The following is an 18,476-nucleotide window of genomic DNA, read 5'->3' on the forward strand; positions in this document are numbered from 1 at the left end:
TCCACCCCCTTAGCTGGTTGCCGTTCAGCGAACTTGTTCGTTTAGCCGCTTGAAAACCTTCTCCTGGCTTCGGCAATAATCCGGATAACGAAGTTGAATCGCTTCAAAAAAATAGGGAGCGTAGCTGCAATCGAATAATTCGTGGGGAGTAGAGTAGCGTTCCCCACCTTTTTCCGTCCAGCCATTCCACAGATTAAAAGCAAGCCTGCACACGCGGATAGAACTACCAGTTTGCCACGAGGCTGCGAGACCTCCGGGTTTAATGCCCCCATTAGAAAAATCAAACAAATCGCGGATATGACTCCGAGTATCGCGGGAAATACCTAATGTGTAGAAAAGTGCCCGATGATAGCCGTCGCTGCATTTCCTTTCATCCAGCATCCGATAGTAGAAACTTTCGTGTTCAGCATCTCGAAATCGAATCGGAATCATTGTTACCTGCCCCTCTCATGGAAAATGAGCGGCTGGTTATAACCAGCCGCCGCCTACATAAAGCTCTCTAATTATCTGTTCATTTTGGCAAGCAAATCGGACCCTTTGACCTACCGCAATCACATTTTTTTGAGAAACTGCGCCATTTGTTTTAAGCCGCGTTCAATAGATTTTCGTACTGCCCGTTCATCAACTTGTTCAGCTTGGGCAATCGCTACTTTGCTCATGCCTAAGAAGAAGTGAGCATAAATTCGTCTGAACGATTTTTCCGGCAATCGACACATAGCCGCATAAAGCTGCTCATTGGAAAGCTTACGCTCGTAATATTCCTCCGGGGAAATCGAAAGGAAAAGAACATCTTGTTCTATACCGTCGTTCCGATCAAGCGAATAATAAGCGCGATGACGATAGGTGCGCAATTTGTATGCGCTTTCGTTTAAGTCGAAACGGCGGATTTCTTGTGCCACTTCATCATCTAAGTCGATCCATACATCCGTTTTGATAAAGGGATACATGTCCCGCAAATTAATCCTTTTCATATTCGTCCCTCCATTTTGGTTTGTGGACAAACCAAAATGGAGGGGGAGAGCGACAGCCAACGCTCCCTTTAAAACGATTGTTGATTTTGTTACAAAAATAAAAAAGACCTTGCCGCTCAGCAATCCAATGCTGAATTGCAGCCAAGTCTGATAGTAATATCCATCGTTGAGGCGTTATGAGCAATACGAATAATAAAAATAAATAAAAAAATCGTGGTTTGACATTGCATGCAACGTGGGGCACATAATATCAATTTCCCTCCTCACATGGCAACACCATTGCGAGAGGAATAGCCAGTCTGTTTTATGATGGTGTTGTCCTACGTTTTAGTTCAAACGCTCCTTTTTGACTGTCCCGAATCACATGCCTTGAGCACTCGTCACTGTAATAGCTACCTTCTTTTGGGTTTCAATCAGAAAATAAAAAGAGCGCTTCGCTTCTTTTTGCTGGTCGCAGCAAAAAATGAAGCGGCGCTCAATGGCTGGAATGCAAAGTAATGCGCATAGAATGAATACAGATGTATCCAGTTCAGGATGGCATGTCAACCTATTTCTAAATTACAGATTAATAGGAACCGCATCATCGCCCTCCTTTCATCGGTATGATTGTACGACTTAATGCGGAAACATGACGAAACCATGGAACAAGTTATGCCCGTTTCGTCAATCCTCGCTTCACAAACATAAAGGACAGCCGATGATCTTGTAGGCTGCCCTTAAGCTTGCTATACTATCATCGTATCAGGAAAATCGTGCATATCGGGTGCACAATTCGTGCAAAACAAGAGCAAATCTAGTGCAGTGTTCGGTGCATGTTCGGTGCAAGAAAGATTCACGGCATCTCATCTCTTGGTGAGGAGTTAATCGTACTCGGAGAGATTGAACTGACTGCTAAAAATGGGGGTAGACCCTAGAGCCTGTTTGAAAAGATGGGGGATTGAGGTGATATTCTTCAATTCACGAACCATAAAAATAGAAGATGCGTATGTGCATCTTCTGAAGTAATGATATGATCAGTCTTCTCCAAAGGAATCCAGTTCCAACAGGACTGCCCGATCTTTGATTTTTCGATATACTTTATGCAGAATTCGCTTCCGATGATAAAAGAACGCGCGGCGGGAAAGTGCAATGCGATCCATAATGACCGAAAGCGCCAGTTTATCCAAATATCGTAGACGAACGAACAAAATTTCCTCTGTGGTGAGAGCCGAGAAAGCGTAATCGATCAATCCGATTCTCGATAATAGCAACGGGATTTCATGTTCAGTGATCTCAATCCGATGAATGACCGTACGCAACAATGGTTCTTGTTTTCTTCCATTGCCATGATTCACCCACTCATGCAAAGCCCTCGTTAATCCCGGAATATGCTTAAGCTCTGCCTGCGCATATTCCAACCTTGCTTTCCAATCACTATAGGACATAAGCCATGCTTCCACTTTTTCATAGGGGATGGACTGTTGAGTAAGATTCATCAAACACCCTCCCCAATTCCAAGAAATACTACAACTCTCCTTCCGCAAAACTGCTGAATGAAGTGCAAATCAATCCATGTTAATAAACATAATTCACGCTCCGTTTCTAATTGATACATGACGATCATCCCTTCATTGTTATATTGGGGACAGCCGCATAATTTCGTAAGTTAAAGGCACCATCCTCTTCATTTTACGAGAGCCTGTCCCATTTTGATTTACTTCAGACTCCGATTCACGACAACAATCTCCAGCATTCATCTTTTTTCTCTTCACCTCCTTTGGTACGGGATAATATTCCTATTTTTCCTCAGATTCCCCTTTCATTTTACCTATTATTAGTTCGAATGGGGAGGGTGATCTTTTTGTCACCCTCTGCCATGATATTTTTGTCGAAAATCCTCGAATTTTCCCAAAGCTTGTTTCAATTTCAGTCCCATTAAATCAAGTAGCATAGTGCTGATCATACAGACCTCTTCGTTTCGCCTTCTCAGCAGCTTCTCGAATGGATCGGGTGTCGAATTTACGAGTGATATGCCGAACGTGCGATTTTAGGGTGTTCGAAGTAATGCCAAGTAATTCTCTGATAATTGTCTGTCGATAGCCCAAGCCTATGAGTTGCAAAATTTCTTTTTCCGTAGGTGTGAGCATGCAATGCAATTCTTTTCGCTTTATAAGCTCGATCTCACTACGGATTATCTTCGCGACATCCGCATGGAGAGAGGACTGACGTCGGTGCGCTTCTCTGATCGCAACCGGTATGTCCATATAGTTGGACTTTGTAATATAATTGACCGCTCCGGCAACAACTGCATCGACCATGACTTCCGGATCATGTATCGAAGAAAGGACAATAATCGGTAACTCTTTATTTCTGAGAATCTCCGCTGCGGCGTCCAGCCCGTCTCGTTTGGGCGAATTCAAAATCATTTCCAAGATCATGACGTCAACGTCTAATTGTACACTCGCTCGAATCGCTTCCTCTTTTGTCGAAACGATGTTAGATAAATAAATATCTGGCTCGGATTCAAGCAACATAGCGAGTCGCTGTTGCCAAGCTAGGTCACCATCCGCCAGTAATACTTTGATACTCCCGTTCCTACGGATCATATCTTTTATCTCTACAGAAAAGCTTGTTTGTTTGTTCATAATCGATCACCTCTTTTAATTTCAAATGACAAAAAGACACGCCCCCTCACTGGCGTGCCTGCTTGTCATCTTGGTGTGTTTGAGAGGGTAACCCGGCGATCATTGCACTAGTGCAGAAGACCCGTGGCTTTGCGTCCCTGTCTTTCGATCAGGTTTGCCTTTTTTCCTAGTCTATTCGACATATTTGTATTGATTTATTTTACCATATTTCAATAGATGCCAAAAAGTTTGCTTGGTGTCACACCTTATTAACGTATGTTCGAACATAGCGCAACCCTCTTCTTTTGGGGGTCTCGCCACATTTTAACGAAAATATACGCTAAGCAAAGGCGAAGGCGCTGCCAGCTAACCGGCAGCGCCTTATTATTTAATGCCGTAACATGTTCGGCTCAATACGAGCTGTAACAGCTCGGCCCGTCATGGCTCAAGGCTTGATGGCACGTATTGCGGCGGACACCAGGTATTGTTCGACATTTGCGCCTGGAATCCAATCCTTGATGAACGTCCGGGATTCATCTTTAGGTTCGATTTCAATTTGGGTAAAACCGCTTTGCGTAAGCATGGCCTCCAGTTCGCCGATGGAGGAAGCTCCTGAAACACACCCTGAATAGATACGGTCGATATCCTGCTTGATTTCTTCCGGAAAATCGGCTGTTGCCACGACATCCGATATGGCCAGTCTGCCGCCGTCACGCAGCACACGGAACGCCTCGTCAAAAACCTGCTGCTTCGATGGGGACAGATTAATGACACAGTTTGAAATAATCACGTCAACCGAGTGGTCCTGAACCGGCAGATGCTCGATCTCGCCTAGCCGAAATTCTGTATTGGTAAATCCGCTTTTGCTGGCATTTTCGCGGGCGCGGCTGACCATTTCCGGTGTCATATCTACACCAATGACGCGGCCGGAAGCGCCCACCTGACGGGAGGCAAGAAAGCAATCAAACCCGCCGCCGCTGCCCAGGTCCAGCACGACTTCTCCCGGTTGCAAAGCGGCAATGGCTTGCGGATTGCCACAGCCGAGGCCCAGATTCGCCCCATCCGGAACGGCTGTTAATTCTTCTGACGAGTAGCCCATTTTAGCGGAAACATCCGCGGCTGAACCACAGCAATCATTGGCTGGCGCTGGCGTACAACAAGACCCCGCCCCTACGTCCTGTAAGGCGATTTCTTTATACCGATTCCGAACGTTTTGACGAATTTGATCATTACTCACTTGATTCATGAAAGATCACTCCTTAGTTTTTTTATACAATCAACAGCAGCTCGCAGCGCAGCAAGCCGTTGGTGTTGCACGAATGATTGGCCGCCTACTAAAGAATCGGACCGATTGCTTTTGCATAGCGTCTGGCCATTTCCACGCTTCTCTAGCCGATCGTTCGATTTCCCTTTGGCGTTGTTTCATGAGCATTTCCGCAGCAAACCAATTGAGGTTCAAGTCGGTCCCATCCTTTTATCAAAAAATATAAGTATTCAGTGTTTAAGATGATGCAAAAGCTTTTTAACAACAAACTGTGCGTCCGGCCCCACCCCCCTTAAGGTAGCAGAAGCAAAGGAACGCTGCCCTTCCAACCCCACATAATAAAGCCCCGGAACGTCGCTTATGCCTGCTTGATGTAACGGCCTTCCTTCCGCATCCAGCGCGCCAATCGCTTGAAGGTAGGGAAGATGTGGCCGGTAGCCTGTCGCAAAGATCACCGTATCCACCGGCTCTTTTGTCCCGTTCGGCCAAATGACGCCATCCTCATAAAAGGATGTGAACATCGGTTGTTGATCCGGATTTCCTGCCGCTACTTTTTCTTTGTACCCGCCCGAATCGTTCACCGCACTTGAACTCGGCGCGGTTTTCCCGAACCGCCAAAATGGAAAGGTGTCAAACCCAATCAGTTTGATCCAAAAATGAACATCCTGACCCAACAGCCTCGATTTCATGAATTGGACCGGCCGGAGTACCGCTAAAGACGTCTTGCTCACCTCGGCCAGTTCAACACCGATCTGTACGGCAGAATTGCCGCGCCCGACCACCACTACGCGTTGATTGCGAAATGGCTCCGGATTCCGATATTCGGAGGAATGAAGTGTGCGGCCTTGAAACGCCTCCTGCCCCGGCACAACTGGCGTATAGGGATTGTGAAAGGAGCCGGTCGCATTAATGATGGTGCGCGCCCGAAACGTATCCCCTACCATCGTACGGACCGTAAACCCTTCTCCATCCCTTTCGACCGATGCTACGCGCTGATTGGTTCGGACCGGCAATTGAAAACTTGCCCGGTAATCCTGTAAATAACGAATGACTTCATCACGCTTGGGGTAACCATTCGGATCGCCGGGGAACTTCATGCCTGGCATCGACGAAAAGCGTGCCGGGGAGAACAGTTTGAGACTATCGTAATAACGCGGCCACGAACCGCCCGCCTCGTCACTCGCGTCCAAAATCAGAAATCGAAGTCCTTTCTTCTGAAGATGATAGCCGGATGCAAGACCCGCCTGCCCCCCTCCAATGACAATCGTATCCAATACCTCATTCATACCCAACATCCTCCGATTTATTTGCAAATTACAAGTATAAGAGAAAGGAAATCACCCGATGGGGGTGGAACAGCATAGGCTGGATTTTGACATCGCTTCATTCAAAAGCTTAATGGAGCGAATGACCGTTTCTTTTTCAAAATCGTTCATGTGAGAGAAAATCTCTGCTAAATAAGCGTTACATTGCTGGTCAATCGTTGTGGCTACATATTTGCCTTCTGTCGTGAGCGAAAGCACATACACCCTGCGGTCGTCCGGATCGGGCGTTTTTTTCACCAAATTCATTTTGATTAACGATTGGATTTGTCGGCTAAAGGTCGTAATATCGGTCCCTAACGCCTCGGCTACCTGCTGAATGGACGGTTGATGCTGACGATCGATCTCGTAAAGAATATGGCTTTGCACTAAGGAAATATCGCAGCCACCGGCGGAGCAGCAATTTTTATTGAGAAACCCAAAACGGCGTGTCATGATCTGAAATAGTTCGCGAACATTTTCCACTGTGATTCACCTCATGTTTTAGTTATACAACGTTTATTTGCAAATTGCAAATGTTTTTAATCACAAAAAGAAAACCACTCGGCTGAGTGGTCTCCTGCTTGCTTATTTACCGGGATATAACTTATGCAATGATTCTCTCTGTGATGGCTTAATATCAATGATGTTGCGAATGCTCTTCGCCTTGGCTTCGGCTTCGTCAAGCGTATCGCTTAATCCCAAGGCAAGCAAGGTGCCAGCGGCTACCGTACCGGTCCGTCCCTTTCCTCCGCCACAATGAAAAGCAACTTTCTTGTTTTGGCGATAAGCTTCGGTGACGGCCTGGATCGCTTGCTCGAAGGCTTTTTCTTGCGGCATAACGGCATGATCTGCTAACGGAATTTGAATCCATTTCGCACTCGCCGCTGGATAGGCGCATTCCGTCGCTTCGCCGCGAAGATCCACGATCACGTCGATCCCTTCATTTTTCACCATCGATTCCACGTCACTTGCCGCACCCATGAATATTTTATCCGGAATCAAAGCATGGTAGGTTTTTTCAGACGCCATGGACTATACTCCTTTTTTAAACGATCCAAACTCAATCAGAACCGGGGCTGCTGGCGGGGCGCAGCACAAAGACAAATCCCTGGCTTCTCCGGCGGATTCGAATTCGGAATCTTCTTTTGTGTAGAAAATCTCCCAAGCGTTGCCGTCCGGATCATACACCCAAACTTTATCCTGTACCGCATAGCAGCATGTGGTATTCATCTCGTCAATCAGCAGCAGTCCGCTTTGACGAAGCCTCTCCCCCATGGCCAGCACTTCTTCCGTATTATTCACTTGAAACCCTAAGTGATTCAGTACACCCTTTTGTTCAAAGGGGCGTACATTGAGCGAAAAATGAAGCGCCGGTTCTTCTAACTCGAATTTGGCGTAGTTCTCTTTAATCTTACTCGGTTCTGCCCCAAAAAAAGCGCGATAGAAGTCCAGAGACTTGTTCAGCTCCGTACAGTTTAAAGCAACATGCATTCGTTTGATCATCGTCGCCACCTTATTTCCCTTCTTTGACGAATTGTTCAATCCGGCTCTTAATCGAATCGCGAACATTGCGGAACTGGTTCATGATTTCGTCTTCCGTTCCGGTTGCTTTTGCCGGATCATCAAAACCCCAATGCCATTTCGTTACGTTCTTGTTGGAGATCACTGGGCAATGCTCGTCGGCGTGGCCACACAGGGTAATGACATAATCGGCACGATTCAAAATGTCCGGATCGATCACATCAGAGGTGTTTTTGCTAATATCCACGCCAGCTTCTTGCATGACTTGCACCGCGCGCGGATTTAATCCATGTGCTTCAAGACCTGCGCTTTTGACTTCATATTTGTTGCCGCCTAGTGCGTTTAAAAACCCGTCCGCGATTTGGCTTCTGCAAGAATTTCCGGTGCACAAAAAATAAATGAGCGGTTTTTTCTCCATGGTGAACAATCTCCTTTTGATTTCAATTTGTTAATCGCCGTGATGAACTCTTTTCGCTTGTTTACTTCCCAAAAAAGACTTCACGATCATTGTAACGATCACAAGGACGACCACAATCGCCGCAATACATAGCCATACATTCACCTGTAACGTCTGAAGAACATAAAGCCATACATAAAGGCCGGTGAGCGTAATGAACAATGTGGGAATGGTTAGCAGGATGCCGACTTTAAAATAATAGCCCCATCTGATTTTCACGTTTTTCGTGGATAGGACATGCAGCCAAAGCAGCGTAGCCAGTGAGCCGATTGGCGTAATTTTCGGTCCTAAGTCCGAACCGATCACATTCGCATAGATCAGCGCCTCTCGAATGAATCCTTCGGTTTGCGTGCCTTGGATGGCCAGCGCATCGATCATGACCGTGGGCATGTTGTTCATAATGGACGACAGGATAGCTGCAATAAAGCCCATTCCTACGGTAGCCACAAATAACCCTTGGTCTGCGACCGCTTGAATGACGCTGCCCAGCGCATCCGTAAGTCCGGCATTGCGCAAGCCATAAACGACCACATACATGCCGATAGAGAAGATCACGACAGCCCAGGGAGCCCCTTTTACCAGTTTCCAGGTATGAATCGCAGGGCTTTTTCTTGCCGCAAACAAAAAGGCAATCGCGGCAGCCCCGGCAATAATGGATACAGGGATCGAGAAAAATTCGCTGATGAAATACGCAACGAGCAGCGCGGCTAAAATGACCCAAGATAACTTAAACAGCCGCATATCCTTGATGGCTTCCTTCGGCCTTTTCAGTTGCGTAAGATTGTAAGTGTTCGGGATGCTTTTCCGGAAATACAGATACAGCACAATGAGGCTCGCAATGACGGAAAAGAAATTCGGAACAATCATGCGGCTCGCGTATTCGGCAAAACCGATGTTGAAATAATCCGCGGATACAATATTCACCAAGTTGCTGACAACAAGCGGTAAAGATGCCGTATCCGCAATAAACCCACTGGCAATAATAAACGGCAGGATCATCTTTTCATCAAACTTAAGTGCCCGGACCATGGCGAGCACAATCGGGGTAATAATCAAGGCCCCACCATCATTGGCAAACAGGGCGGCAACCGCCGATCCCAGCAGGATGATAAATACAAACATGAGCAGGCCGTTTCCGCGTGCCAGCCGCGCCATATGCAATGCAGCCCACTCAAAAAATCCGATTTCATCCAGCACCAGTGAGATTAAAATAATAGCCACAAACGCCAAGGTGGCGTTCCACACGATGCCGGTTACGGTGCCGACGTCCGCGAAGCTGACCACACCAAAGAGCAAAGCAAGGATCGCTCCGGCACTTGCCGACCAGCCGATATTTAATCCTTTCGGTTGCCAAATGACAAAAAGCAACGTTACCAAGAAAATGAAAATCGCCACATAAACCATTTATGCTTCCTCCTGAACTACGTACAGCAATCGTTGGTTTCGCAAACGGCAGGCTCAATCAGCGTGGCTTGCGAAGGGATTACTTTTAGAATATCCAAAATATAAGGCTTGTCTTCCAGGCAGAGCGAATAATAAACCCACTGTCCCCTGCGCGACTCTTTGACCAGGCCCCCGTCCCGCAGCTTGCGTATATGCTGACTGATATTGGGCTGGCTCGTTTTCAAAATGTCCACGATCTCGCACACGCACAGTTCCTTCACCTGCAACAAGGCTACGATAGTGAGTCTGTTCCGGTCCCCCAATAGCTTCAAGGCATCCGCTACTTCTTCTAGTTTGCTCAACTGCTTCACTCCTTTTAAGCGACGGGAATGTCCATCCCTTTTAACAACCCGATCACTTTCTCTCGAATCTCGTCACGCGCTCTCCTCACGTCTTCCAGGCTGCCGCCGTCTACGGCCAACGGGTCAGGGATGTTCCACTCGACGTTCATGATCTTGAACGGTACGATAGGACAGCGCTCCACAATTTGTTCGCATAGCTTAACGATGGCATTCGATGCTAGAAAAAATTTCATATCAATTTTTTTGCAAACATGCTGGGAAAGATCGATGCCTACCTCACGCATAGCTTCAATGGTGTAAGGATGCACTTCTTTGGAAGGATCTAATCCAGCACTCTCCACCACTACATGATCCCCGCCATAAAACTTGGCAAAGGCTTCGGCCATCTGACTTCGGCACCGATTTTGCCCGCAAAGGAAATAAATCCGTGTAACATCCCGTTTCATTCTCCCACACTCCCCTGACCGTTGTAAATAGTAATATAATTATTTGCTTATTTATAGTTTGATCTTAAATGACGAATGTTATCGCAGTATCAACGTTGGAAAAGAAAATAGCAGCCACCGGGGAAGGAGCTGCGATCATTGTTTTGATTAATCAGGGGCAGTACCATTTCGTCTTTATCAAAGGCACTTTCCAAATAAATGTTGCTAAACGGAATTAACCCTTGTTAAGACCTCCTAAAAAAACATTCACGTTTCCTAGGCAGCAAGCCCCTTGGGGGTTGTTTAACTCGCAACCACAGCGACCCGCCTGAACATGAACTTTGATTTGTTTAGCAGGTTGTTGGTGGGTGCCTGCCGCTTGAAGAAGTCGATCTCTCGTCCAATCGAAGCAGTAACACACAGGCACATTCATGCTCGGGTTCTTTTGGTACACAGGCACCTTAAGGTCGCTCTCAGCGAATGTTTGCAAATGGTTCATGCTGAAGTAGACGGTAGAGCAAACAGAGTTCGAGCAGAAACCGTAAGAGTTCTCTGGCTCGATTTTTTCTAATGCCGAAGCCTTGAGCAATGATTTTAGCGTAATGAGCTGTATGTTCTTGCCCTTTTCACCGCAGGAAGGGCAGTCAGTTCTTGCGGCTCCTGTATTGTTGGATGGTGCACAGCAATCCATTTAGAAATCACTCCTTATGCTGATTTGAATGAGCGCACGGACGAGAACATGACTATTTTGCATGCTTTCTTCCATCCCGTTCTCGTAAAAGGACCTTTGGAACAAAACGAATATAAATTAGTTCCCCGATAAGTTCTACGATTGTTTGCGTTACGATTACAGCAGACACTATCCCGTTCAGAGGCTCGGGTAGAGCCAGAGCAAAAGGAAGAACGACAAGAGAATTACGAGTTCCTGCACTAAAGATAAGAGCCCGTCCTGCTCCGGTATCTAAACGGAATATATGAGCAACTATACGCGCAATAACCGGTGTAATGGCCATATATGCTATATAGACAGGAATCACTTGGCTAATAAAATCAAAAGAGGTATATAGTTTGGTGATTTGCGATGCAACGACAACAAAAAGGGTTAGTGCCATAAAAGGCACAGGAAGCCATGCTGTAGCATCAAGAAAACGTTCTCCGTGTAGTCGTCGCCTTGACCACCACTGGGTAAGTAGAGCAAGTACTAGTGGAACAACAATAAGACCTAAAAATGCTTCGAGAAACGGCTCGACACTCACAATTTCTGCCGCTTTCTTGCCCATAAATAGCCATAAATAAATAGGCAATAAAAGCATTTGGGTAACAAAGAGTAAAGGTGTTGAAACCAAAACAAGCTTCTCGTTCCCGCGGCCAAGATGTGTAAAGACAATGACATAGTCAATGCACGGAGTAAGCAAAACAAGAAATACACCTAATAGTAAGGATGGATCGGTTGGAAGAAACCGAGTTAACCCCCAAACTATGATAGGTACAGCTATGTAATTCATAATAAGTAGCGCGTAAATAAACTTTCGATTCGTTAGTGCCTCTTTTAAACGAAAAAACGGTATTTGGGCAAACATTCCATACATTAAGATGGCAAGTACGAATGAAATCATACGATCTAATCTTGCGCTGGATTCTGGCCATAACAAGCCTAATCCAGCGGCAATAATTAGTGCTAAAGCATAGAGCCATACTTGATTCTTTTCTAATTGTTCTCTTGAAACCACTTCTCGCCTCTGCCCCTTCCTAACACGAACCGTTATTTTCTATCTTCTCTAGACATTCGGACCAAGTAAGACACTTACAGCTTAAACCGTTTTCTAGAATTTGTATCATGGAATTGATTTGTTTCTTTTTTTCCTCAAGTTCAGAGCGTTTTTGCTTCGCCATCTGTTCCCATCGCTCGGTAAGCGAATCATCTGTTTCAAAGCCCTCTAATAAAACAGCGATTTCCTGGATGCTAAATCCGGTTTGTTGAGCGACTTTAATGAAATTAATGCGGTCAAGCAGCCTTTCATCATACCGGCGCTGGCCGTTTTTACGCTCCGGAGCAGGAATTAACCCAACGGTCTCATAGTAACGCAGTGTCGATGCGTTTACTTCTGCCCTTGCCGCGAGCTGCCCAATGCTAAGTCCAGCCATAACAACACCTCTTGACTTAAAGTTAACTTTAAGTTTTATGATTAAAATATATTATAACTTCAATTGAAAGGTGATGTAAATGAAAAAAGGGGATTGGCTCGCCGGGCTTGGATTATTAGGTGCATGCGCATTGTGCTGCGCGTTGCCGCTGCTTGGGGGTGCCGCTGTCTTATGGGTATCATCTTTCTTTTTGAATCCGTTTGTTGTGGCAGGTATGGCTCTTACGTTTGTGATAGCAGGAGTCTTTATTTATCAGAGGCGCAAGGCAAACGGATCAGCTTGCATAAAAACAGGATGCAACTGCAAGTCCTGCGCAAAGTGAAAGGAGATAAAGAACATGAACAAAGAAATACCGGTCGCTTGCTGCCACACGGTCTTTACAAAAGAACAGCGGGTAGAGTACAAAAGCATTTGGGGAGAGCTCGAAACAAGAAGGCTTGGCATTACGGAGCTTGAAGACGGGAACCAATATCACTTCCCAGGAGACCCGGAAACGCTTCGGCTCATCAATGAATGGGTAAGCATGGAACGGAAATGCTGTCCGTTTTTAACATTTTCGGTTATCGCTAGGGATGAAGAGGAACCGGTTTTGCTACAGCTGATAGGAAACGAAGAAGCAAAAGCATTCTTGCAAACGGACATTCAATCAAATATAAACATGATAACCGGACAATCATAGGAGATCAGCAAATGATAGACGGAAAAATGAAAACAACCGCATATTGGATAACCACCATATTAGGTGCGGGGCTTTTATTCATCGGTGGCTTACTCTTTATCACCCATGGAGAGCATCAAGTGGCGGAAATGAACCATCTCGGTTATCCGGTCTACTTCTTAATTTTTTTGGGAATTGGAAGAATCTTGGGGTCAATCGCTATCGTAATACCGCGCTTTCCACGCCTAAAAGAATGGGCTTACGCGGGCTTTGTCTTCGATCTTGTTGGTGCGTCGGCATCACACGCCTTCGTAGGAGACAGCCTATTTCAAATTGCTTCACCATTAATCTTTCTTGTACTTATTGTAGTATCTTGGGTACTACGTCCACCGAGCCGTAAATTCAAGGTTCAGTAGCGTTTCATCATTGGATGGAGATCGGCACTTTATTATTATTTTCAGTATAGGTTAGCACCAAAAGCTACACAATAAAAAGCTGAGAATTAGCGATGTTCCGTTTCCAAAAATTAATTCGAAACTTCGATAGAGGCAAAAAAAATGGTGTTGCTCCTTTTAGAAGCAACACCATCAGATGAATCATTATATTGAATGCTTTCGTTTTGTCTTAAGATACATCTTCCATGCGGAGACGATTAAAATAGTCCCCAAAAACAATTTTAAGATTCCACCGGATACATATATAATCAGGGTCCCACCAATGAATGAGCCTATAATTGAACCAATACCCATCGGAAGGACAAGCGCTCTTATTTCCTGTTTATCCGTAAATGCTCCGTTGGAACGATGCCGAAGCAACCCGATTAAGACTGTAGGCAAACTAATTATGATGCTGGCCGTTCCGGCAACTTTAATATCCAACCCAAAAATAAGAATCAATGTGGGTATGATTAGTTCTCCACCAGCAACGCCAAGTAGACTGCTGACGACTCCAATGCCTAAACCGAAAGCGACTCCTACCACAATAGAGAGCAGGGCTGGCATGGGTAAACCGCCTGTAACAACTGGATAGAACGATTCTGTAATTAGTAGTAAGCCAATACCTATGAGCAAATACAGAATAACTTTTTCCAGTGCCCGTTCTGACAAATTTTTGGAGTATTGCGCCCCTTTATGAGCCCCTATCATACCACCAGCAATGAGCGAGAGAATGACAGGTATGTGTGTAACAAGTTGATTTAAGGGTGCGTTCGGCAGCCGAAAAACTAATGATGATAACAGTGTGATAAGGCTAACTGCCAAGTTCAGAGCAACGGCTTGTCGTGCTGAATACTTAAATAATCCCATCAACACGGGAAGGCGGAATTCCGCACCTCCTAGTCCGATCAGGCCGCCTAAACAACCGATAGGGGCTCCCGTAAACAAAGCAAGCACCGATTTTTTACCTTTCATCTTCATTTCTCATTTCCTTCTGTTCAGGATAGATCCTCTTCATCGACAAGGAAGATGTCTTCTATCGGAATATGAATATAAACCTCATAAAATTGATGAATGTTTAGTAGTTTCCATTCCTCAAGTGGAACTTCTACTTGAATCCGGTTCCCCAAGCACTCTACCCAAACCGCTGCACTAGATATACCCTCTATAACATCTGCAATACGACAAGGAAAACTATTGACTGCGTAGATTGGTTCAGTACTTAGCCGGACATGATGGGACCTAAAACCTGCTATTTTTTTCGAAGTAATCGTTTCGAATACTTTAATTTTGAGTTGCATCCCTTTAGAGCGGAAAATCCAATGATTACCGTCTTTACCTTCACTGACAACTGGCAATAAATTTTTGCATCCCGTGATTTGGGCTGCGGTCAAATTGGCAGGCCGATGAACAATCTCCTCTTTCGTTCCGATCTGTACAATACGACCATTCGCGTACATCATAATCCGATTGCAAAGTCGGTATGCCTCGTCAATGTTATGAGTGACTAAGAGAACGGTTCCGGAGTAGTTGTTTCGGATTACCTCAAGGAGTTCTTGTTCCAGAAAATGCTTTACATGATTATCGACTGCTGAAAAGGGTTCGTCCAAAAGTAACAGCTCAGGCTTCGTAATAAGAGTCCGAGCAAGGGCGACGCGCTGCTGCTGTCCTCCCGATAGCTGGCTTGGATAGCGATCGTGCAGATCGGTTAAATGCATTCTTTTGATCATCTCACCAACATCTTTTGTCCGTTCTTTACGCGCCACATGGTGAATGCCGTATGCGATGTTTTGCGCTACTGTAAGATGAGGGAACAGAGCATATTGCTGAAACACATATCCAATCTTACGGAACCTGGGGGCAACATGAATGCCTCGACTGGAATCAAAAAGAACTCTCTCGTTTAAGAGTATCTTGCCTTCATCCGGAGAAGTTAACCCAGCAATACATTGCAAGGTCAAGCTTTTTCCGCATCCAGACGGTCCAAGGACCCCCAGTATTTCTTGACCGGCTGAAAAAGTGGAGGAGAGAAAGAAACCTTTCATTTTTTTGGAAAAGGTTACATCTAACATGTCAACCTGATCTCCTTCCCCATCTTTTCTCCAATCGATTTAATAAAAATAAGGACACGACTGCGACACTCGTCATAATCATGACTAGCATATTGGTCATCTCTTTATCTCCCGATTGCATAGAATCGTAAATCGCAATCGGCATCGTTAGTGTCTTATTGGGTATGCTTCCGGAAACCATCAAGGTCGTACCGAAGTCACCAAGCGCCCGGGCAAAAGCCAGTATAACGCCCGAAACGATTCCACGCCATCCAAGCGGCACGGTGATACTGAAAAAAATGCTCCATTCGCTTCTTCCGAGCAGTTTTGCGGCATGAATCAGATCCCTGTTGATTTCGGAGAAGGCTGTTCTTACCGATTTAATCAGAAAAGGAATGGAAACGACAGATGCCGCTATCACGGCACCAGTTGGTGTAAACACAATCATAAGCTGAAACCGTTCCTCCAAGAATTGCCCGATCGGACTTTGTCTCCCAAGAAGAACAAGCAAATAATACCCTAATACGGTTGGGGGTAAGACGACCGGAAGCGTGATTAGGGTATCGATTAAATCCGACAACTTGGTTTTTGATTTGCTTAAGTAAAGGGCAATGGGCAGACCCAAAATCAAACCAACAATTACAGCCATGAAAGCTACCTTGAGCGATAGGAGCAGGGGGAACAGATTCAACTCATTCATTTTTAGACTCTGGCGGAGGAGCGAATCCATATTTCTGCATGATTTTTCTACTCTCGGGTTCATTGACATAGGCTACAAATTGCCTGGCCAGTTCTTCCTCACGCGTATCTTTAATAACGGCAATGGATTGATTCAACGGTTCATATAGTGATGTGTCGATAAGTCGAAAGCGTGTTTCGTCTTCCTTAACTATAGACTGTGCGATGATTCCCGCTTCCGCATTACCCGTTGTAATAAAGGTTAGAGTTTCGGAGATATTTTTACCAAATACCAGTTTATCCTGCAGCTGATCCCATAGTCCTGCTTTTTGGAGAGCCTGCTTGGCCGCCAAACCATAGGGTGCATGGTCAGGGTTAGCTATAGCAATTTTTTTTATTTGAGGATCAAGAAAGTCTTTCAACTCCTTAACCTGCAGTGTACTTTTCATGGTAGTTGCCAAGCCAATCCTACCCTGAGCGTAAAGCTGCTGGGTATCTGCAATAATCTTCCCTTTCGCCTTTAGGTCATTAACAAAGCTAATGTCAGCCGCGGCAAATATATCAAAGGGAGCACCATTTTCGATTTGTTGTGCCAATGTCCCTGTGGAACTGAAAGTAAATTCAATTTTGCTATTTGTTTTCTTTTCGAATGCTTGTCCAATCTCTTTGAACGCCAAACTTAAATCTGAGGCTGCTGCGACCGTCAATTTATGTTCAACCTTCGTTGACGGTAAGGATGCTTGGGGACTTGGTGCCTGTTCCCTTCCCCCGAAACTACATCCGATGATCGTAAACAACAGTATGCCTACCAAAGCCAATTGCAAAGCTATTCTTCTCATTCCTATCCACACCCCTTTCTACAACCTGTATTTAGCTAGTCCATGTGCACCATCGAACAAATACTTTATAATAAAACATGATGCTATCGAAGGGCAATACATAACAAAACGGTACGAAACAGAACTATACCGTACTTATGGATAGTTTACGATATGTTAGAATAGTTGACAAGACGAAATAAATACTTTGTGATGGGGTGCCGAAATGACGGATTCATTATCATACTCTCCTGAAGAAATTGCCAAGACGCTGAAAATCTCTAAAGGAACGGTATATGAACTCATAAAACGCGGGGAACTTCCTTCCTATCGTGTCGGAAAAAAATAAGGATCAGCCCCTCAGATCTTGAGGCGTATACGCGTTCATCTCAATCACCTGTGAAGGTAAACAGTACTAACATGCAGGTGTCTGTTGAGAAATTAATTTTAGAAAACCAAGGCTTAATCATGTGCGGACAAGATATTGTTCTAGATGTATTAGCCCGTCATCTAGAAAAAATGAACCCTATGTTGCGTTCTTTACGCTCTTACGTGGGAAGTATAGACGGACTCCTCTCGTTATACAGGGGAACAGCCAATATAACAGCCACTCATCTTTGGGACGGTGAAACTGAGGAATACAATATTCCCTATGTTAGACGTTTTTTGCCTGGTCAACATGCAGTCATTGTGAACTTGGTGTACCGTACTCAAGGTTTTTATGTTGCTCCCGGTAATCCGAAAGTCATTAGAGATTGGAAGGACCTGATGAATGAAAATATTACGTTTGTAAACCGGGAGAAAGGTTCCGGTACCAGGGTGCTCTTAGACGAACAATTCCGAAACTTAAATTTGGATTCTAGGTTAATTGTGGGGCACAGGAATGAGGAAATGAGTCATATCGCTGTCGCAAGCGCTATAGCCAGGGGAATTGCTGATGTCGGATTGGGAACAGAAAAGGCGGCGTTGCAGGTTCCAGGAGTGGAGTTTGTTCCTTTAAAAAAAGAACGGTATGATCTCGTTTTTTATAGAGATGATTTGAAGAAATCAAACTTTCAAACATTGCTGTCCGTCATCCAATCGGTCGAGTTTCGGGAAGAAGTGAAGGGCTTGGGTGGATATGACATATCCAAGACAGGGGAGATCGTTGGAGAAATATGAGTCTTTAACGTGATCGATCCATGTGCATCGTCATATTTTGTCTTAATATACCAATTAACGTATAATACCATATGTTTACGTATGGTAACAGCTAAGCCGGTACTACCCCGAGATGGATGTGTTGGAATATCGATTTAAAAAATATGAAATGGAACTATGTCCAACCTATGACTTAATGTTTTTTGAACACGAATATAGGCTGTCATTACTGTTGGGGAGTTGTTCTTTCTTCATCACGAGG

Annotated in this window: 24 protein-coding genes and 1 riboswitch; of the genes, 4 read left to right on the forward strand and 20 right to left on the reverse strand. The window is 45.1% G+C overall.

The window, feature by feature from the left end; all coding sequences use genetic code 11:
- Positions 1–24: 24 nt before the first annotated feature.
- From ACESLK_RS21720 to ACESLK_RS21795, 16 genes are all read right to left on the reverse strand, one after another.
- Positions 25–432 carry a DUF6075 family protein gene (locus ACESLK_RS21720; RefSeq protein WP_373231809.1) on the reverse strand — a complete coding sequence of 136 codons (408 nt, stop codon included), beginning with the start codon at positions 430–432 and terminating at the stop codon, positions 25–27.
- A 119-nt stretch (positions 433–551) separates the two neighbouring features.
- On the reverse strand, positions 552–971 hold the full coding sequence (locus tag ACESLK_RS21725; RefSeq protein WP_076119645.1) for an RNA polymerase sigma factor: 420 nt from the start codon (positions 969–971) through the stop codon (positions 552–554).
- A gap of 1,013 nt (positions 972–1,984) precedes the next feature.
- Positions 1,985–2,446: a hypothetical protein gene (locus ACESLK_RS21730; RefSeq protein WP_254366596.1), complete on the reverse strand. Its 462-nt coding sequence runs from the start codon at positions 2,444–2,446 to the stop codon at positions 1,985–1,987.
- Positions 2,447–2,890: 444 nt separating this feature from the next.
- The gene (locus tag ACESLK_RS21735; RefSeq protein WP_373231810.1) at positions 2,891–3,595 is read right to left on the reverse strand and encodes a response regulator; all 705 of its coding nucleotides are present in this window, start codon (positions 3,593–3,595) and stop codon (positions 2,891–2,893) included.
- 83 nt (positions 3,596–3,678) lie between these two features.
- A riboswitch (cyclic di-GMP riboswitch) is annotated at positions 3,679–3,764 on the reverse strand.
- Between the two features lie 255 nt (positions 3,765–4,019).
- Entirely contained in the window at positions 4,020–4,820 is an 801-nt protein-coding gene (locus ACESLK_RS21740; protein WP_373231811.1) for an arsenite methyltransferase, read from the reverse strand.
- A gap of 248 nt (positions 4,821–5,068) precedes the next feature.
- Positions 5,069–6,124, reverse strand: coding sequence for a flavin-containing monooxygenase (locus ACESLK_RS21745; protein WP_373231812.1), 1,056 nt, complete (start codon positions 6,122–6,124; stop codon positions 5,069–5,071).
- Between the two features lie 51 nt (positions 6,125–6,175).
- Positions 6,176–6,625: a MarR family winged helix-turn-helix transcriptional regulator gene (locus tag ACESLK_RS21750; protein WP_373231813.1), complete on the reverse strand. Its 450-nt coding sequence runs from the start codon at positions 6,623–6,625 to the stop codon at positions 6,176–6,178.
- Positions 6,626–6,727: 102 nt separating this feature from the next.
- Entirely contained in the window at positions 6,728–7,171 is a 444-nt protein-coding gene (locus tag ACESLK_RS21755) for a protein-tyrosine phosphatase family protein (RefSeq protein ID WP_373231814.1), read from the reverse strand.
- Positions 7,172–7,174: 3 nt separating this feature from the next.
- Positions 7,175–7,645 carry an ArsI/CadI family heavy metal resistance metalloenzyme gene (locus ACESLK_RS21760; protein ID WP_373231848.1) on the reverse strand — a complete coding sequence of 157 codons (471 nt, stop codon included), beginning with the start codon at positions 7,643–7,645 and terminating at the stop codon, positions 7,175–7,177.
- A 10-nt stretch (positions 7,646–7,655) separates the two neighbouring features.
- Positions 7,656–8,081, reverse strand: coding sequence for an arsenate reductase (thioredoxin) (arsC, locus tag ACESLK_RS21765; protein WP_373231815.1), 426 nt, complete (start codon positions 8,079–8,081; stop codon positions 7,656–7,658).
- Positions 8,082–8,111: 30 nt separating this feature from the next.
- Entirely contained in the window at positions 8,112–9,524 is a 1,413-nt protein-coding gene (locus ACESLK_RS21770; RefSeq protein ID WP_373231816.1) for an arsenic transporter, read from the reverse strand.
- Positions 9,525–9,541: 17 nt separating this feature from the next.
- Entirely contained in the window at positions 9,542–9,865 is a 324-nt protein-coding gene (locus tag ACESLK_RS21775) for an ArsR/SmtB family transcription factor (RefSeq protein ID WP_373231817.1), read from the reverse strand.
- Between the two features lie 14 nt (positions 9,866–9,879).
- The gene (locus ACESLK_RS21780; RefSeq protein WP_373231818.1) at positions 9,880–10,311 is read right to left on the reverse strand and encodes an arsenate reductase ArsC; all 432 of its coding nucleotides are present in this window, start codon (positions 10,309–10,311) and stop codon (positions 9,880–9,882) included.
- Between the two features lie 214 nt (positions 10,312–10,525).
- Complete coding sequence (locus ACESLK_RS21785) at positions 10,526–10,981, reverse strand: putative iron-sulfur cluster-binding metallochaperone (protein ID WP_373231819.1); 456 nt, start codon at positions 10,979–10,981, stop codon at positions 10,526–10,528.
- Positions 10,982–11,033: 52 nt separating this feature from the next.
- The gene (locus ACESLK_RS21790) at positions 11,034–12,020 is read right to left on the reverse strand and encodes an arsenic resistance protein (RefSeq protein ID WP_373231820.1); all 987 of its coding nucleotides are present in this window, start codon (positions 12,018–12,020) and stop codon (positions 11,034–11,036) included.
- 19 nt (positions 12,021–12,039) lie between these two features.
- A complete protein-coding gene (locus tag ACESLK_RS21795; RefSeq protein ID WP_373231821.1) occupies positions 12,040–12,435 on the reverse strand; it encodes a MerR family transcriptional regulator in 396 nt (131 codons plus the stop codon).
- 337 nt (positions 12,436–12,772) lie between these two features.
- On the opposite strand from ACESLK_RS21795, the gene ACESLK_RS21800 reads away from it, so the two are divergent.
- Together ACESLK_RS21800 and ACESLK_RS21805 are read left to right on the forward strand one after the other, a co-directional pair.
- The gene (locus tag ACESLK_RS21800) at positions 12,773–13,114 is read left to right on the forward strand and encodes a hypothetical protein (RefSeq protein WP_373231822.1); all 342 of its coding nucleotides are present in this window, start codon (positions 12,773–12,775) and stop codon (positions 13,112–13,114) included.
- Positions 13,115–13,125: 11 nt separating this feature from the next.
- Positions 13,126–13,509, forward strand: a complete 384-nt coding sequence (locus ACESLK_RS21805; RefSeq protein WP_373231823.1) for a DoxX family protein — start codon at positions 13,126–13,128, stop codon at positions 13,507–13,509.
- Positions 13,510–13,692: 183 nt separating this feature from the next.
- On the opposite strand, the gene ACESLK_RS21810 is transcribed toward ACESLK_RS21805, so the two are convergent.
- Genes ACESLK_RS21810 through modA form a run of 4 tightly spaced genes read right to left on the reverse strand, consistent with a single transcriptional unit; the run spans position 13,693 to position 17,095 of the window.
- Positions 13,693–14,508: a sulfite exporter TauE/SafE family protein gene (locus ACESLK_RS21810; protein ID WP_373231824.1), complete on the reverse strand. Its 816-nt coding sequence runs from the start codon at positions 14,506–14,508 to the stop codon at positions 13,693–13,695.
- Between the two features lie 17 nt (positions 14,509–14,525).
- Positions 14,526–15,599: a sulfate/molybdate ABC transporter ATP-binding protein gene (locus tag ACESLK_RS21815; RefSeq protein WP_373231825.1), complete on the reverse strand. Its 1,074-nt coding sequence runs from the start codon at positions 15,597–15,599 to the stop codon at positions 14,526–14,528.
- A 1-nt stretch (position 15,600) separates the two neighbouring features.
- Positions 15,601–16,278: a molybdate ABC transporter permease subunit gene (gene modB, locus ACESLK_RS21820; RefSeq protein ID WP_373231826.1), complete on the reverse strand. Its 678-nt coding sequence runs from the start codon at positions 16,276–16,278 to the stop codon at positions 15,601–15,603.
- The gene (gene modA, locus ACESLK_RS21825) at positions 16,271–17,095 is read right to left on the reverse strand and encodes a molybdate ABC transporter substrate-binding protein (RefSeq protein ID WP_373231827.1); all 825 of its coding nucleotides are present in this window, start codon (positions 17,093–17,095) and stop codon (positions 16,271–16,273) included. Before modA ends, modB begins: the two co-directional genes overlap by 8 nt.
- Before the next feature lie 205 nt (positions 17,096–17,300).
- Between modA and ACESLK_RS21830 the strand changes: the two genes are divergently transcribed.
- Together ACESLK_RS21830 and ACESLK_RS21835 are read left to right on the forward strand one after the other, a co-directional pair.
- Positions 17,301–17,423: a helix-turn-helix domain-containing protein gene (locus ACESLK_RS21830; RefSeq protein ID WP_373231828.1), complete on the forward strand. Its 123-nt coding sequence runs from the start codon at positions 17,301–17,303 to the stop codon at positions 17,421–17,423.
- A gap of 50 nt (positions 17,424–17,473) precedes the next feature.
- Positions 17,474–18,235, forward strand: a complete 762-nt coding sequence (locus ACESLK_RS21835; protein ID WP_373231829.1) for a substrate-binding domain-containing protein — start codon at positions 17,474–17,476, stop codon at positions 18,233–18,235.
- The last annotated feature ends 241 nt before the right edge of the window (positions 18,236–18,476 follow it).

This window comes from Cohnella sp., assembly GCF_041640265.1.
Lineage (GTDB): Bacteria > Bacillota > Bacilli > Paenibacillales > Paenibacillaceae > Cohnella.

Coding starts and splice junctions, on each gene's coding strand:
- ACESLK_RS21815 (WP_373231825.1), bottom strand. CDS start 15,599: ATGTTAGATGTAACCTTTTCCAAAAAAATGAAAGGTTTCTTTCTCTCC.
- ACESLK_RS21795 (WP_373231821.1), bottom strand. CDS start 12,435: ATGGCTGGACTTAGCATTGGGCAGCTCGCGGCAAGGGCAGAAGTAAAC.
- ACESLK_RS21740 (WP_373231811.1), bottom strand. CDS start 4,820: ATGAATCAAGTGAGTAATGATCAAATTCGTCAAAACGTTCGGAATCGG.
- arsC (WP_373231815.1), bottom strand. CDS start 8,081: ATGGAGAAAAAACCGCTCATTTATTTTTTGTGCACCGGAAATTCTTGC.
- ACESLK_RS21730 (WP_254366596.1), bottom strand. CDS start 2,446: ATGAATCTTACTCAACAGTCCATCCCCTATGAAAAAGTGGAAGCATGG.
- ACESLK_RS21725 (WP_076119645.1), bottom strand. CDS start 971: ATGAAAAGGATTAATTTGCGGGACATGTATCCCTTTATCAAAACGGAT.
- ACESLK_RS21830 (WP_373231828.1), top strand. CDS start 17,301: ATGACGGATTCATTATCATACTCTCCTGAAGAAATTGCCAAGACGCTG.
- ACESLK_RS21745 (WP_373231812.1), bottom strand. CDS start 6,124: ATGAATGAGGTATTGGATACGATTGTCATTGGAGGGGGGCAGGCGGGT.
- ACESLK_RS21755 (WP_373231814.1), bottom strand. CDS start 7,171: ATGGCGTCTGAAAAAACCTACCATGCTTTGATTCCGGATAAAATATTC.
- ACESLK_RS21785 (WP_373231819.1), bottom strand. CDS start 10,981: ATGGATTGCTGTGCACCATCCAACAATACAGGAGCCGCAAGAACTGAC.
- ACESLK_RS21800 (WP_373231822.1), top strand. CDS start 12,773: ATGAACAAAGAAATACCGGTCGCTTGCTGCCACACGGTCTTTACAAAA.
- ACESLK_RS21805 (WP_373231823.1), top strand. CDS start 13,126: ATGATAGACGGAAAAATGAAAACAACCGCATATTGGATAACCACCATA.
- modB (WP_373231826.1), bottom strand. CDS start 16,278: ATGAATGAGTTGAATCTGTTCCCCCTGCTCCTATCGCTCAAGGTAGCT.
- ACESLK_RS21720 (WP_373231809.1), bottom strand. CDS start 432: ATGATTCCGATTCGATTTCGAGATGCTGAACACGAAAGTTTCTACTAT.
- ACESLK_RS21780 (WP_373231818.1), bottom strand. CDS start 10,311: ATGAAACGGGATGTTACACGGATTTATTTCCTTTGCGGGCAAAATCGG.
- ACESLK_RS21770 (WP_373231816.1), bottom strand. CDS start 9,524: ATGGTTTATGTGGCGATTTTCATTTTCTTGGTAACGTTGCTTTTTGTC.
- modA (WP_373231827.1), bottom strand. CDS start 17,095: ATGAGAAGAATAGCTTTGCAATTGGCTTTGGTAGGCATACTGTTGTTT.
- ACESLK_RS21760 (WP_373231848.1), bottom strand. CDS start 7,645: ATGATCAAACGAATGCATGTTGCTTTAAACTGTACGGAGCTGAACAAG.
- ACESLK_RS21735 (WP_373231810.1), bottom strand. CDS start 3,595: ATGAACAAACAAACAAGCTTTTCTGTAGAGATAAAAGATATGATCCGT.
- ACESLK_RS21810 (WP_373231824.1), bottom strand. CDS start 14,508: ATGAAGATGAAAGGTAAAAAATCGGTGCTTGCTTTGTTTACGGGAGCC.